The following is a 13621-nucleotide window of genomic DNA, read 5'->3' as shown; positions in this document are numbered from 1 at the left end:
AACGAATGCATTTATTTGGGAATATGTAGCTTGCTACAATAGAAGTCGCCATTCACTAGATAAGCCTCCGATCTTGGAAGATGCACCTCGCAGGTCGCGCACTTGACCATCGCTTCTATTTCCTTTTCACTTGCAGGCACATCTTTTTTAACGTTCTTATTGTCATTTTTTGCACCAATTGTGCTGCGCTTAAAAAAGACAATTAGCAAGTAAATGATGAGTCCTAAAAAAATCAGTCTCCACATGTGTTTATGTACCATTTAATTAATTGCTATGATTGTAACCAAAGCGAGCCCTAGTTCAAAATGTAAACCTGATATACTTTGATTCTTAGTGAGTCAGCCATTTATAATAAACGATATATAAACCAAATCACAATGAAGTGCTATGGCAACAACCAAAGAACTATCTGATTTTCTTGAGAATGTGGAGCGTCGGGCATTTAAGCAGACGGCTTATGCTGTGCGAGATGACCATGCTGCGCTTGATATTGTGCAAGATTCGATGATGAAACTCGCTGAAAAGTATGGTGACAAGCCTGCTATAGAGTTGCCTATGCTTTTTCAACGTATCTTGCAAAATACCATGCGGGATTTTTGGCGTAGGCAAAAAGTGCGCAATTTATGGACTACGTTATTATCTTCATTCGGCAGTAATGAGGATGGCGAAGATCGCGATCCTTTAGATACGATAGATGTTGAAGATGACAGTGATGAGCCATCGGCACAACTCGAGCGTAGTCAAACAATTAAACTGATAGAAAACGCGCTAGAAAAGCTGCCGGCACGTCAACGAGAAGCCTTTGTGCTGCGTTACTGGGAGGAGATGGATGTGGCTGAAACGGCAGAAATAATGGGTTGCTCGGATGGAAGCGTTAAAACACACTGTTCGCGGGCGGTTCACGCGCTGGCGGCGGAACTGAAAAAACAAGGATTAGAGAAACTGGGCCTATCAAGCCTAATGTTAACCAATCAAGGCTCAAAAGGCTAAGAGGTGAGTAATGAGTACACAAGAAGAAAATTTTATCAATAAACACATGAAAAACTTAGAAACTGACAGGAATTTGCCCGAAGCTAATTTGATGACCGATGAGCAGGTGGCGCATGTTGTAGCGGGCTTGTTGAACGATAATGCACAGCATCTCAATGCTGTAACTTTGCAGCGCCTGTCGGTTGCTCGCGGCTTGGCAGTCAACAAGTTGGTGACAAGTCAAGGTTTTAATCAAAGCGGTAGTGTGCTGCAATGGTTTGGCAATGGCTTTGGTGCTTATTTTGAACAGCATCGTTTTATGTCTGCCGCAATTATTGTGGGAGCGATGTTGTTGACTTTTTTTGCGGCACAAAAATTTAATGCAGATAATAACTTAGAAAATAGTGATGCATTTTTGTTGGCATCAGAGTTGCCACCAGAAGCATTTGCAGACAAGGGGTTTGATACATGGTTAGTTTCCAAGCGAGATTGAAACTCGTAGCAGTATTTTCGGTGTTGTTGGTTGGCGGATTGATGTTTAATAATGTAGCGTTAGCAGATGATGTTAATGTAACTTGGGCGCAACTGAATAGTGAGCAGCGACAAATATTAAATCCATTAGCTTCAGAGTGGGATACTTTACGTCCGTGGCAGCGTGAAAAAATGCTTGATATTGCCAATGATTATCCAAAAATGAATCCAGCCAAGCGAGAGCTAGTGCAAAAACGACTTACAAACTGGAGTCGCATGACGCCTTATGAGCGCGAGAATGCAAGAAAAAATCATCAGCAATTTCAGTCTTTATCTGCAGATAAAAAAAATGAATTACGTCAAAAATGGCTGGAATATCAAAAATTGCCAGAGTCAGAGCGCGCAAGGTTGCGTGCAGATTCACCAGACACTTATCAGGATGCAGACTTAAATTAGCTGAGACTGCATGCAATATCAGCAATCATCGCATGCATTGGCCCCAAGTTTTCTCAAGCTTGGGGCATGTCTTGTGTACGAGGCACTAGTCATCATTGCGCTATTGCTTGTCAGTACAGCAGTTTTTGTTTTGATATTTGGGAATTCAGCCAGTGGTATTAAACGAACTCTGATGCAATTATTCTTATTTATAACGGTTGGAGTTTATTTTGTTTGGTGTTGGCAGAAAAGTGGGCAGACGCTTGCTATGCAGACCTGGCACCTGAAGTTAGTGAATAAAGAGGCGCATCTACTTTCATTGAATGCAGCGATTGCAAGGTATGTGTTAGCTTGCGTGAGCTTGATGTTGTTCGGACTTGGCTTTTTATGGGCATTTCTTGATCGTGATAGGCTGTTCCTGCATGACAGACTTTTAAAAAATAGAATTATCTACGTTCCACGTAATACAACATCGTAAGCCCCGCCATCAAGAATAGTATGGTTGGAGTGATAGCGCTAAACAGCGGCGGCCAGTCATTCAATAATCCCAGATGTGAGAACACGCGATTTAAAATTTGGTACATAACACCTAGCATAATACCAACAAATATCTTGGTGCTGGCGCCAGTTGCCCGTTGCTGTATAAATCCAAATGGAAGTGCCAACACTACCATGACCATACAAGCAAGCGGGTAAATCATTTTGGACCAGAGTGCGACTTTATAGCGCGTAGTTTTCTGCTTGTTAATGCTTAAGTGGTTGATGTAAGAATATAGGTTCCATGCTGACATTTTTTCAGGTGATACTAGTAATACATTAAGTAACTCTGGGCGAATAAGAGAAATCCACCTAGCTTCTGCAAATTGATTGACTTGAACAGAATCTTTACCAAAACTAGTTTCTGAGACTTCTGTGAGCTTCCAGTGATCATTTACAAATTGACCGCCTTTAGCGTTACGGGCTTTAACTAGCTTAGAGTTCTGGTCGAATTCATATATATGAATGTTGAGCAAAGTTGCATCAGGTAGTACTTCTTCTACATTGATAAAGCTATTTCCGTCCTTTACCCACAGGCCCGATCTAAACTCTTGCGCAACTACAGAGTCTGTCGCTTTGATGCGCATGCGCTGTGCCATTTTTTCGCTGAAAGGGGTGACGAACTCACCCACCAAAAAAGTCACAAAAGTAAACATTAATCCAATTTTTAAAAGTAAAACAGCAATATTGAAAATTGACAAACCGCTGACTCTTAATACCACTAGCTCTGAATAACGCGCAAACTGGCCTAAACTGTACATGCAGCCCACCAGCACGGCCACTGGCATCACATCGTATATATGGCCTGGCGCACTGAGTAAGACAAACAGTAAAATTTTGCCGAGTCCGTAATTGCCTTTGCCTAAGGCTTCTAACTCTTGAATTAAATCAAAGAACGAGAACATTGCGATTAGCGCCAACATCACCATCAGCACATTGCCAGTAACTTCTTTGAGTAAGTATTTGTTAAGAATTTTCATGGATTTTTAAATTATTTAATACGAACTCGCTAAATTTTGACTTTATTTTTAGCTTTTAACCATGATGGTAATGAAATGCTAGGGAAAATCGGCAATTGTTGTATGCGTCTGTAAAATAGATAGAAAGCAAATGCTGCAAATAGCAGATGTACTGGCCATAAGCCAATTATTCCGCTAATCTTTCCTTGGGCAATCCAGGCTTGAGTAATATTTAGCAGATTGTTATAAATGATGTAAATGATAGTGGCAAGTACAAAATTGGCAGATTTGCCAGCCCGTGGGTCTAGTGCGCTTAACGGAATAGCCAGTAAAGCAAGTATCAGTGTGGAAATAGGTATGGCCAGCCGCCATTGCAACTCTGCAACATTAGTATTGTTTTTATTTTGAAGTAATTCTTGGCTAGACATTGATTGAGTTGATGGCGCTGAGTTTCGCGCTTCGCCGGCCTCGACTCTAATCGCGTATTTTTCAAATTCAGTCGTAGAGTAATCTGCGCCTTCACGCTGTCCTTGGTAGCGCCTTCCATTCTGCATGAGTAGAAAATTATCACCATTTTTCTCAACAAGTCGGCTACCTTGTGCTGCAACGATAATGCCCAGTTTTTGATGCTGAACTGATTGCACAAAGATGTTTTTAACGATATTGCCAAGTTCATCAAAGCTTTCTACAAAAAATACGCGGTCTGCATGGGCAGATTCTTTAAATACCCCCGGGCTAATTGCGGCTAAGTCATCTCGACTTTCAAGTTGCACTCGAAAATCCTCAACTTTATTATGAGCCCAAGGGGTAACGAATAAACTTAAAAAAGAAATGAGGGTCACGATTGGAATGGTGAATATGAGTACAGGGCGAATCCAGCTGGAAATACTCAAGCCTGAGCTAAACCAAATGACCATTTCGGAGTCTCGATACCAGCGAGATAGTGTTAAGAGCACGGCCAAAAATAAACTTAGCGATAACAGCATAGGTAAAAACCTGATCATGCTAAAACCAAGCATCGTGGTAATCGCATCATTAGGCAAAATACCTTTTGCAGCAAGCCGTACTAAATATCCAGCACGTTGCGCGATGACGATACCAGCCAAGATAAGGAAGGCGCCAGACACCGTTGAGATGAGTTCTTGTAAGAGGGATCGCCTAAAAAGCATGTGATTTATGGGTGAGTATTTATTTACAACTATGAATTACGTGTAAAACACGCGATAATTTAAATTAATAATAGAAAAAGGATGCAACACCATGGAATTTAGCATAAAAAATGATAATCCGGAAAAACTGCATAGTGATTGTGTGATTATAGGCGTTTATGAATCACAAAAGTTGTCTAATGCGGCTTTGGCCTTAGATATTGCATCTGCCGGATATCTTTCGAATATTCTAAAACGTGGCGATATGGATGGTAAGGCAGATACGACGCTCATGCTACACAATGTTCCAGGTGTTGCCAGTGAACGCATGCTTTTGGTGGGTTTAGGAAAAGAATCGGAATTTTCTGAAAAACAATATTGCAAGGCGATTCGTGCCTCAGTGAAAGCTTTGTCAAATGGTGGTGCAAGTAAGGCTGCTACTTTTTTAGCTGAATTGCCGGTAAAACAGCTTAGTGCTAAAAGAAAAGTAGCGCTCATGGCAGAAACAACGCTGGATGCAGCCTATCGGTTTGACGCTATAAAAAGAAAAAAAGATGAATCTAAAAAAGAGGAAGCAAAGAAAGGCATTGCAACTTTGTATATTAATGTCGCCTTGGCAAGCGAAGTAAAAGAAGCAAAAGCTGGCTTGGCTGATGGTTTGGCTTTGGCTTCTGGCGTGAGTTTTGCCAAAGACCTGGGTAATTTGCCGCCAAATGTATGCACACCAACTTATTTGGCGGAACAAGCGCAGACGTTGGGTAAAAAACATGATTTTAAAGTGAAAATATTAGAACGTGAAGAGCTGAAAAAATTAGGCATGGGTTCATTTTTAGCCGTATCTCAAGGTAGTGAAGAGCCGCCTAAATTTATTATTATGCAGCACTTAAAAGGAAAAAAAGACCAGAAGCCAGTGGTGTTAGTTGGAAAAGGCATTACCTTTGACACTGGCGGTATTTCATTAAAGCCAGGTGCCGAGATGGATGAGATGAAATACGATATGTGCGGCGCCGCGAGCGTGCTGGGTACGTTTAAAACAATCTCCGAAATGGACTTAGCGTTGAATGTCATTGGTATAATCCCAACATGCGAAAATATGCCTGACGGCCGTGCAACAAGGCCTGGAGATGTATTAACAAGCATGTCTGGCTTGACTATTGAGGTGCTGAACACAGACGCAGAAGGTCGGTTGATTTTATGTGATGCGTTGACCTATGCGGAGCGTTTTGAGCCAAGCGCGGTGGTAGATGTTGCTACGCTTACAGGCGCATGCGTCATTGCATTGGGTCATCATGCAACTGGGTTATTTAGCAATAATGATGACTTGGCAAACGAGTTGCTAAAAGCGGGTGAAGCATCGCTAGACCGCGCATGGCATATGCCTATGTGGGATGACTATCAGCCACTGCTGGATAGCAATTTTGCTGATATCGCTAATATTGGCGGACGCGCGGCGGGTAGCATTACCGCTGCATGCTTCTTATCGCGCTTTGCTAAAAAGTATGACTGGGCACATTTGGATATCGCAGGAACTGCTTGGAAGTCTGGCAAGGAAAAAGGCGGTACTGGGCGCCCCGTACCTTTGTTAACCGAGTTTTTAGTGAATCGCGCTAATAGCTCAAAAAAATAAAATTACATTATGACTCGTGTAGAATTCTTTTTTAATGTGTCCAATAAATTGCAAAAAACAGCAGAGCTCTGCGAGAGGGCTGTAGCCAAGGGCCGTCAGTTGACGATATTTGCGCCAGATGATGCAACGGGCAATGCTTTGCAAAAGGTACTATGGCAACGATCTGAGACAGGGTTTTTGCCAAGCAATATGGCAGATGAAGCCAATAGTAAGTTTTCCCCCATCGTGATAGATACACATGGCGAAAATTTGCTGCAGGATGATGTTTTAATTAACCTTCAGATTGATCAGCCACCCTTTTTTAGTCGGTTTAGATATTTGGTTGAATTAGTTGGTAGCGATGAAGCAGATAAAGCTGCCGCTAGAACACGGTTTCGATTTTATAAAGATCGCGGCTATGATATAAAATCTACTGACACGGCAGTAAGCAACTGAACGATATAACGCTGTTCAAAAGCACTCAATCTAATTTCAAATAGGCATCACTTATGCAAGAAGAAGATATCCCCCTGCTAACAGAAGTGCATATCAAGTCTGCGCAACCTATTAGATCAATTAATATTACCGCTGATTTGATTGCAGAAATCGCCGCGCAAATCAAGCCGCAATTAATGCGACAGATAGAGGAAGAAGTAGAGGCTTCAGTTACTGAAAAATTAAGAAAAAAAATGCACGATTACTTAGTAAATGAGGCGACAGAGATAGAGAAATCCAGTCAAGCTTACCTTGCAGACGCGCTAAAGCAGCATCATGCGCTTCAATCAGAGCAACTCGATGAGAAGGCAAATGCCATTCAGGAGACCACAACTGCAGTTTTAAAACAACATATCAATGACGAGTTAAATATATCCCAACAGGCTAGTCAAGCTACTTTGATGGAATCAATACATACAACGATAGTGCAGGCGCAACAAGCCTCTATTGAGCAAATTATGGAGTCGGTAACGCGGGACGTTAGCAAAGCAGTAGCAAATGCACAGCAAATCATTTTGGATAACAGCATCGCGTTTGCGGATAGAACCAGAGCAGACTTTGCAACCGAAATTCCTAAAATGATGCATGCAAGTGCAGATATTATCAAAGCAGATTTAGCTAATACTCTGAGTCAAATGCAGGCACAAGGTGTTGATGAGGTGCAATCTAAGCTTACTCAAGCTTTACCAGCGATAGAGCAAATGCTTACCAGGCAATTTCAAACAAATTTGGCGCAATTGGAAAGCAACGCGCTTGAAAGTGCAACCCAAGTGCTGCAAGCTAGCGCCAGAGTAGTTAAATCTGATTTAGAAAGTGAATTAGGCCAGATGCAGGCACAAAGTATTGTGGAGGTACAGGCTAAACTTACGCAAGCATTACCGATTATGGAGCAGGTACTTACTAACCAAGTGCGTGCGACTTTAGGAGGTTTAGAAGCCGAAACCATTGAAAAGACCACACAGGCTACTGCTAATATACAAGCCGATTTGGATAGCACGCTATTGCAAATGCAGGCGCAGGGAATTGCTGAAGTGCAATCTAAGCTTATAGGCGCACTACCAATGCTGCAGGACTCATTGACAGCTCAATTACAAACCACTTTATCTGAACTGGAAACTAAAACCGTTGAAAATGCCAGCCATGCCTTGCAAGATAAAATTACACGATTGCATGAAGAAATATTAACTGACCATCAAAATAATTTAGCACGTGAATTAACGACTGTTTACCAAAGTTTGACTGAACAATCTCAAACTGAGCTCGCAATATATTTAGATGCTTTACAGCTGAAATCCAGGCAACAATTAGAACAAGAAATAAAGGATGCTTTCCCTGCGCTGTATCAAGGTTTATCAAGTGAATTGACAGCGGCGCTAATGCAAGGCTTTGTAAGCATGGCTGAGAATAGCAAAAATAATTTCAAGCAGACGCTAAATGCGGAACTGCCAGAGGTGGAGCAAGTGCTGGCTAATAAAGTGCTAGAAATTCTTAATACTGAAGTGCCAATAATAGAGCAGAAGCTAAGTTTGAGCATTAAAACTGAAATAGAAAAACTGCTAGACTCGGTACGGTTGATTTTTAGTAAATAAATCAGCCTAACTGAAGCACAATCTACAAGCCTTCTATCAGCGCTTGATAAGCATCGGCTGATAATAATTTTTTGCCAATGTCGCCATCGTTATAAGTGTCACTGGGTTTATATTTAAATATCCAAGCTTGATATGGCTTTTCATTGATTAATTCTGGCGAGTTAATCAATGTCTGGTTTACCTCAACTACTTTTCCATCAATCAGCGCATGCAAGTCTGAACCTGTTTTAACTGATTCAACTAGACCGCACGGCTTGCCAGCGACAAGATCACTGCCAACTGCAGGCGCATCAATAAATACAATATCCCCAAGTAAATCTTGCGCGTAATCAGTTATACCCGCCTCCCAAATGCCACCCGCAGTGGCTTTAGTCCATAAATGTTCGGCGCTGTACAGCATAGATTGTGGAATCTGCATTTTAATCACTTAATTTGAATTGGATGGTTTTACTTATGATTTAGCCAATGATTATATTGCGAATAATTGAATTTTAAAAATTATATTCACTCAAATAAAAGTCAATGCGCGACATAACAAAAATTAAATTGAAATTTATTGATGACAAAGCTAAAGTTTTTGTATAGTATTCCCTCATAACTATATGACCTGAAACAAATATAATTTATGCGCAAACTAATATTGCTTTATATTGCCTTGATGCTGAGCCTCTCTCCAGCGGGCGCGCATGCGGCTGCGAAAAAAACGAATAAACATACTGCATCTGGCGGCAAGTATATGCAGGCTAAAAATATTACGCCTAAGAATAAATCTAATAAGTACGCACTTGCTAAATATAAGCCAAGCAGTAAGGCTTCAACTCATAGAGTTAAGCTTCGATTATCCCCCCAAAAGGCAGCTATAGTTTATGCTGATGTTTATGATGGTAGCGGTCCGCTAGAACTTGCATCGTCTAAGGCACTAGTGATTAATCAACTAACTGGCGAGACGATTTTCGCAAAAAACACCAATCAATCAACACCCATAGCCTCAGTCACTAAGCTGATGACAGCGATGGTGATGTTGGATGCACATTTGCCAATGGATGATTTGCTCTATATTTCGGATGAGGATGTTGACTATCTTAAAGGTACGCGTTCTAGGCTAGCGGTAGGCTCGCCACTATCGCGCGGTGAACTCTTGCAGTTAGCGCTCATGTCATCAGAGAATCGAGCCGCTTCAGCATTGGGACGAAATTATCCGGGAGGCATTAACGCATTTATTAGCGCCATGAACCGTAAAGCAGAAGATTTAGGAATGAAATCTACGCGTTTCCATGATACTACGGGGCTAGACAGTAGTAACGTATCTACGGCAGAAGATTTGGTGAAAATGGTGAATGCGGCCTATCATTATCCAGAGATTCGTCAGGTGAGCACTGCAGCCTCACAAGAAATTACATTATATGGCCGTGAAAACCCAGTAAATTTTGTGAATACTAATTCGTTAGTGCGAGGTGGTGATTGGGTGATAGGTTTGTCAAAAACAGGATTTATTAATGAAGCAGGGCGATGCTTAGTGATGCAGGCAGAAATTTCTGGCCAGCCCATGATTATCGTGTTGCTGAATTCATCGGGAAAATTGTCTCGCATTGGAGACGCTAACAGAATCCGTAAGTGGATTGAACATAATGATGCAGGCTCCTTAGGAGAAAACGTTAGCGGTTAGGATTCGAGTTTTATTGACCCAAAAAAAGCGGCTCTTAAGCCGCTTTTTTATTGCTACTCAATAAATGACTTGTTCTAGATGGCAGGCTTTTTAGGGACTGCTTTTTTAACAGTTGCTTTTTTAATAGCTGTTTTCTTAACAACAGCCTTTTTAGGGGTTGGTTTTTTTTCAGTTGATTTCGTTACAGTTTTTGTAGTCGCCACCTTTTTAGCAGGCGCTTTTCTTGCTGTGGTTTTTTTAGCAGGTTCGCCTTTGGCGAGTTTAGCCGTTAATAACTCTAAAGCCTCATCCAAAGTAAGAGATTCTGGCTCTACACTTTTAGGTAGCGTTGCGCGAATTTTGCCGTGTTGCACGTATGGACCATAACGCCCCGCAAACACTTCAATTTGACCATCTTCAGTAGGATGGCTGCCAAGCGAGCATAATGGCGCAGGGCCAGTGTGAGCCGCTGCGAGCAAAGCTACCGCACCCGCTAAATCAATGGTAAATACGCTATCAGTTTTTGGGATGGATTTGAATTTTCCATCGTGATTTACATAAGGACCAAAACGGCCTATGTTTGCGACAATCTTCTTGTTTGTTTCAGGATGCAAGCCGAGGTCGCGAGGTAAAGACAGCACCATAGTTGCAGTTTCTAAATTCATATCTGCTAATGAAATTTCTTTAGGCACACTCACACGTTTTGGTTTCTTTTTATCACCTTCAACCGCTAACCCCAGCTGTAAATATGGTCCATAAGGCCCATTCATTAGCATAACTTCTTTGCCAGTTTCTGAGTCATTGCCGATGACGATTGGGTCACTACCTGCTTGTGCCGCACCACCGATACTGCGCTTATAATCGCATTTTGGCGTATCGTTATAACCCGTGCAGCCAATAAAAGTACCATAACGGCTTAATTGCTTCTGTAAAGGCTTGCCACATTTAGGGCAAGCTTCATCAATCAACTCGTTGCCTGGGCGATCTACATCGGCTTTGCTGAGTAATTGTTGGTTAAAGCCCTGCCAAAATTCATCCATGAGTGGAATCCACTCACGTTCGCCTTCAGCTACGCTATCTAGCGCGTTTTCTAAATTGGCGGTAAAGTCGTAATCCACATATTTGCTGAAGTGTTCGGTTAAAAATTTGTTAACCACGCGGCCAACGTCGGTTGGCGTAAAACGCTTTTTATCTAACAGCACGTATTCACGGTCTTGCAGGGTGCTAATAATGCTCGCATAAGTAGAGGGGCGGCCGATACCGTACTCTTCTAGAATTTTCACTAAACTAGCTTCGCCATAACGTGGCGGCGGTTCGGTAAAGTGTTGATCGCCGTAGATTTTCTCAACGGTGAGTACTTCACCTGTTTCAAGATGTGGTAATTTGCTTTCGTTTTCTTCCTCATCGCCAGCTATTACATCATCGCGACCTTCCATGTACACCGCCATAAATCCAGGAAAAACTAAAGTTTGGCCTGATGCGCGAAACAAATTGGCATCACCTCCAACACTTAAATCTACACTGACAGCATCAAACTTGGCGGGTGCCATTTGGCAAGCAAGTGCGCGCTTCCAAATCATTTCATATAATTTAAACTGCTCGTCAGTTAAGTATAGTCTTACACTTGCCGGGGTGCGACTAACATCGGTTGGACGAATCGCCTCATGCGCCTCTTGCGCACTTTTAGATTTTGTTTTGTACATGATGGCAGATTTTGGTAAATATTCAGCATCAAAATTCTTTTTCACGTAATCACGAATCTGCGCAACGGCTTCGGCGGCAATGCTGAATGAGTCAGTACGCATGTAAGTAATCAAGCCAACCGTGCCGCCGCCCACATCCATACCTTCATATAGCTGTTGGGCAACACGCATCGCGCGTGACGTGGTGAAGCCCAGTTTACGTACTGCTTCTTGTTGCAGGGTGGAGGTAGTAAACGGTGCGGCCGGGCTGCGACTGCGCTGCTTTTTCTCAACGCGGGAAACGGTGGTTTTGCCAGCGCTAGCGAGTAATAACTTACCAACAATATCACTTTGCTGGTCATGGTTGATGACGGAAAACTGTTCAACCTTTTCGTTATTAAGTTGTATCAATTTAGCTGTAAAACCATGGCTATGTTTCAATGCATCTAGGTGAATAGACCAGTACTCTTGTGACTTAAACGCTTCAATTTCCAACTCACGCTCGACAATCAAGCGAAGGGCGGGACTTTGCACGCGGCCTGCTGAAAGCCCTCTGCGAATTTTTTTCCATAATAAGGGCGATAAATTAAACCCAACTAAATAATCTAGCGCACGTCTTGCCTGTTGTGCATTGACCATAGGCATGGAAATATCGCGCGGCTCGGCAATCGCATGCTCAACCGCACTTTTAGTAATTTCATGAAAAACCACACGTTTCATGAGTTTATTTTTGAGTAAGTTTTTAGATTTTAAAATCTCGGCAATATGCCATGAAATAGCTTCACCTTCACGATCCGGATCGGTTGCGAGGTAGATGCTATCAGCACTTTTAACTGCCTTAGCAATCGCATCCACATGCTTGCTGTTACGCTCAATAATGTCGTATTTCATGGCGAAATCATGTTCAGTATCGACCGCGCCATTTTTTGGGATTAAATCGCGCACATGTCCATAAGAGGCAAGCACCTCAAAGTCGCTGCCAAGATATTTTTTCAGCGTTTTCGCTTTGGAAGGAGACTCAACAATTAACAGTTTGGACATGAATGCCTAAGAAAAAGGGGGTTACTAAGATAATAACTTGGATAATAACAAGGTAAATAGCTTTAAGACAACAACTTACAGAGCATAGTACGTTAATTTTTTAAATTTATTTAGTTATTTTATGTATTTCGAATGAACTCGATTCTTGTGCCATCGGAATTATTAATACTTAAAGCTGCTCCCTCATTGGCAATATCTCCAAATAACATATCTTCGTCGTCTGGCTTAGCTTGGCTTAAATTTTTGAAGTCATATAGATTAAAGTCAGCCAAATGTGAAGGCTCTACATTGCCAATGGCGCGGAATATATTATTCACCCGGCCTGGTTGTTCCAGCTCCCAGACACGCAGCATCTCTTTTACTTTTTGGCGTTGCAGATTTTCTTGGCCGCCGCATAAATCACACGGAATAATCGGAAACTCCATTTGCCGTGCATAACTGGCAATGTCTTTTTCACTACAGTATGCCAACGGGCGAATGACAATGTTTTGCTTATCATTGGTTGAGAGTTTAGGTGGCATAGCCTTCATTTTGGCACCAAAAAACAGGTTCAAAAATAAAGTTTCCACGATGTCATCCCTATGATGCCCAAGCGCGATTTTATTCGCGCCTAGCTCTTTAGCTGTTGTGTAAATCACGCCACGACGTAAGCGTGAACAAAGCGAACAAGTGGTTTTGCCTTCAGGTACTTTTTCTTTAACAATTGAGTAGGTGTCTGCTTCAACTATGCGGTAATCGATACCCAGCTTTTCAAAATAAGCGGGCAAAATGTCTGCGGGAAAGCCTGGCTGTTTTTGATCCAAATTCATCGCAATGAGTTTGAAGTTGATGGGCGCGCGCTCTTGCAAAGCAAGCAATATCATTAACATGGCGTGAGAGTCTTTGCCGCCACTCATGCATACCAGTATGGTATCGCCTTCTTCAATCATGTTGTAGTCGCCAATGGCTTTGCCTGTGGCGCTTATTAAGCTATTTCTAAGCTTAATAAAGTTATTGGAATGCTTTGCTGGTAAGTGTTTAATCATGGGTTACTTTTAATAGAAT

The 13621-nt window shown here is 42.1% G+C and carries 14 protein-coding genes; 8 read left to right on the top strand and 6 right to left on the bottom strand.

Going from position 1 to position 13621, the window contains the following annotated elements; translation table 11 throughout:
• Nucleotides 1–11 precede the first annotated feature (11 nt).
• A complete protein-coding gene (locus tag Q8J82_RS01205; RefSeq protein WP_304890045.1) occupies nt 12–245 on the bottom strand; it encodes a PP0621 family protein in 234 nt (77 codons plus the stop codon).
• A 142-nt stretch (nt 246–387) separates the two neighbouring features.
• On the opposite strand from Q8J82_RS01205, the gene Q8J82_RS01200 reads away from it, so the two are divergent.
• The 4 genes from Q8J82_RS01200 to Q8J82_RS01185 are packed head-to-tail and all read left to right on the top strand — an operon-like array spanning nt 388 to nt 2353.
• Nucleotides 388–990, top strand: coding sequence for an RNA polymerase sigma factor (locus Q8J82_RS01200; protein WP_305327616.1), 603 nt, complete (start codon nt 388–390; stop codon nt 988–990).
• Between the two features lie 10 nt (nt 991–1000).
• The gene (locus Q8J82_RS01195; protein WP_305327615.1) at nt 1001–1462 is read left to right on the top strand and encodes a DUF3619 family protein; all 462 of its coding nucleotides are present in this window, start codon (nt 1001–1003) and stop codon (nt 1460–1462) included.
• Nucleotides 1438–1896, top strand: a complete 459-nt coding sequence (locus tag Q8J82_RS01190; protein ID WP_304890145.1) for a DUF3106 domain-containing protein — start codon at nt 1438–1440, stop codon at nt 1894–1896. Before Q8J82_RS01195 ends, Q8J82_RS01190 begins: the two co-directional genes overlap by 25 nt.
• Nucleotides 1897–1906: 10 nt before the next feature.
• On the top strand, nt 1907–2353 hold the full coding sequence (locus Q8J82_RS01185) for an RDD family protein (protein WP_305327614.1): 447 nt from the start codon (nt 1907–1909) through the stop codon (nt 2351–2353).
• Here Q8J82_RS01185 and lptG read toward each other — a convergent pair.
• Nucleotides 2322–3392: an LPS export ABC transporter permease LptG gene (lptG, locus tag Q8J82_RS01180; protein ID WP_305327613.1), complete on the bottom strand. Its 1071-nt coding sequence runs from the start codon at nt 3390–3392 to the stop codon at nt 2322–2324. The two genes, Q8J82_RS01185 and lptG, sit on opposite strands and share 32 nt — an antisense overlap.
• A gap of 29 nt (nt 3393–3421) precedes the next feature.
• Nucleotides 3422–4540, bottom strand: coding sequence for an LPS export ABC transporter permease LptF (gene lptF / locus Q8J82_RS01175; protein WP_304890148.1), 1119 nt, complete (start codon nt 4538–4540; stop codon nt 3422–3424).
• 91 nt (nt 4541–4631) lie between these two features.
• On the opposite strand from lptF, the gene Q8J82_RS01170 reads away from it, so the two are divergent.
• The 3 genes from Q8J82_RS01170 to Q8J82_RS01160 are packed head-to-tail and all read left to right on the top strand — an operon-like array spanning nt 4632 to nt 8209.
• Nucleotides 4632–6146 (top strand): leucyl aminopeptidase, encoded by a 1515-nt coding sequence (locus tag Q8J82_RS01170; RefSeq protein ID WP_305252937.1) that lies wholly within the window; start codon nt 4632–4634, stop codon nt 6144–6146.
• A gap of 9 nt (nt 6147–6155) precedes the next feature.
• Nucleotides 6156–6581 carry a DNA polymerase III subunit chi gene (locus Q8J82_RS01165; protein WP_304891481.1) on the top strand — a complete coding sequence of 142 codons (426 nt, stop codon included), beginning with the start codon at nt 6156–6158 and terminating at the stop codon, nt 6579–6581.
• A gap of 53 nt (nt 6582–6634) precedes the next feature.
• Nucleotides 6635–8209: a hypothetical protein gene (locus Q8J82_RS01160; protein ID WP_305327612.1), complete on the top strand. Its 1575-nt coding sequence runs from the start codon at nt 6635–6637 to the stop codon at nt 8207–8209.
• A gap of 22 nt (nt 8210–8231) precedes the next feature.
• On the opposite strand, the gene gcvH is transcribed toward Q8J82_RS01160, so the two are convergent.
• Nucleotides 8232–8627: a glycine cleavage system protein GcvH gene (gene gcvH / locus Q8J82_RS01155; RefSeq protein WP_305252935.1), complete on the bottom strand. Its 396-nt coding sequence runs from the start codon at nt 8625–8627 to the stop codon at nt 8232–8234.
• A gap of 207 nt (nt 8628–8834) precedes the next feature.
• Between gcvH and pbpG the strand changes: the two genes are divergently transcribed.
• Nucleotides 8835–9875 (top strand): D-alanyl-D-alanine endopeptidase, encoded by a 1041-nt coding sequence (pbpG, locus tag Q8J82_RS01150; protein ID WP_305327611.1) that lies wholly within the window; start codon nt 8835–8837, stop codon nt 9873–9875.
• Between the two features lie 74 nt (nt 9876–9949).
• Here the strand turns inward: pbpG and topA are convergent, their stop codons facing one another.
• A complete protein-coding gene (gene topA, locus Q8J82_RS01145; protein WP_305327610.1) occupies nt 9950–12577 on the bottom strand; it encodes a type I DNA topoisomerase in 2628 nt (875 codons plus the stop codon).
• A 119-nt stretch (nt 12578–12696) separates the two neighbouring features.
• The gene (gene ttcA / locus Q8J82_RS01140; RefSeq protein ID WP_304908588.1) at nt 12697–13602 is read right to left on the bottom strand and encodes a tRNA 2-thiocytidine(32) synthetase TtcA; all 906 of its coding nucleotides are present in this window, start codon (nt 13600–13602) and stop codon (nt 12697–12699) included.
• Nucleotides 13603–13621: the final 19 nt, after the last annotated feature.

This window comes from Methylotenera sp. (assembly GCF_030684185.1).
Taxonomy (GTDB): Bacteria; Pseudomonadota; Gammaproteobacteria; order Burkholderiales; family Methylophilaceae; genus Methylotenera.
This window is presented reverse-complemented; position numbering and strand designations above follow the sequence as displayed.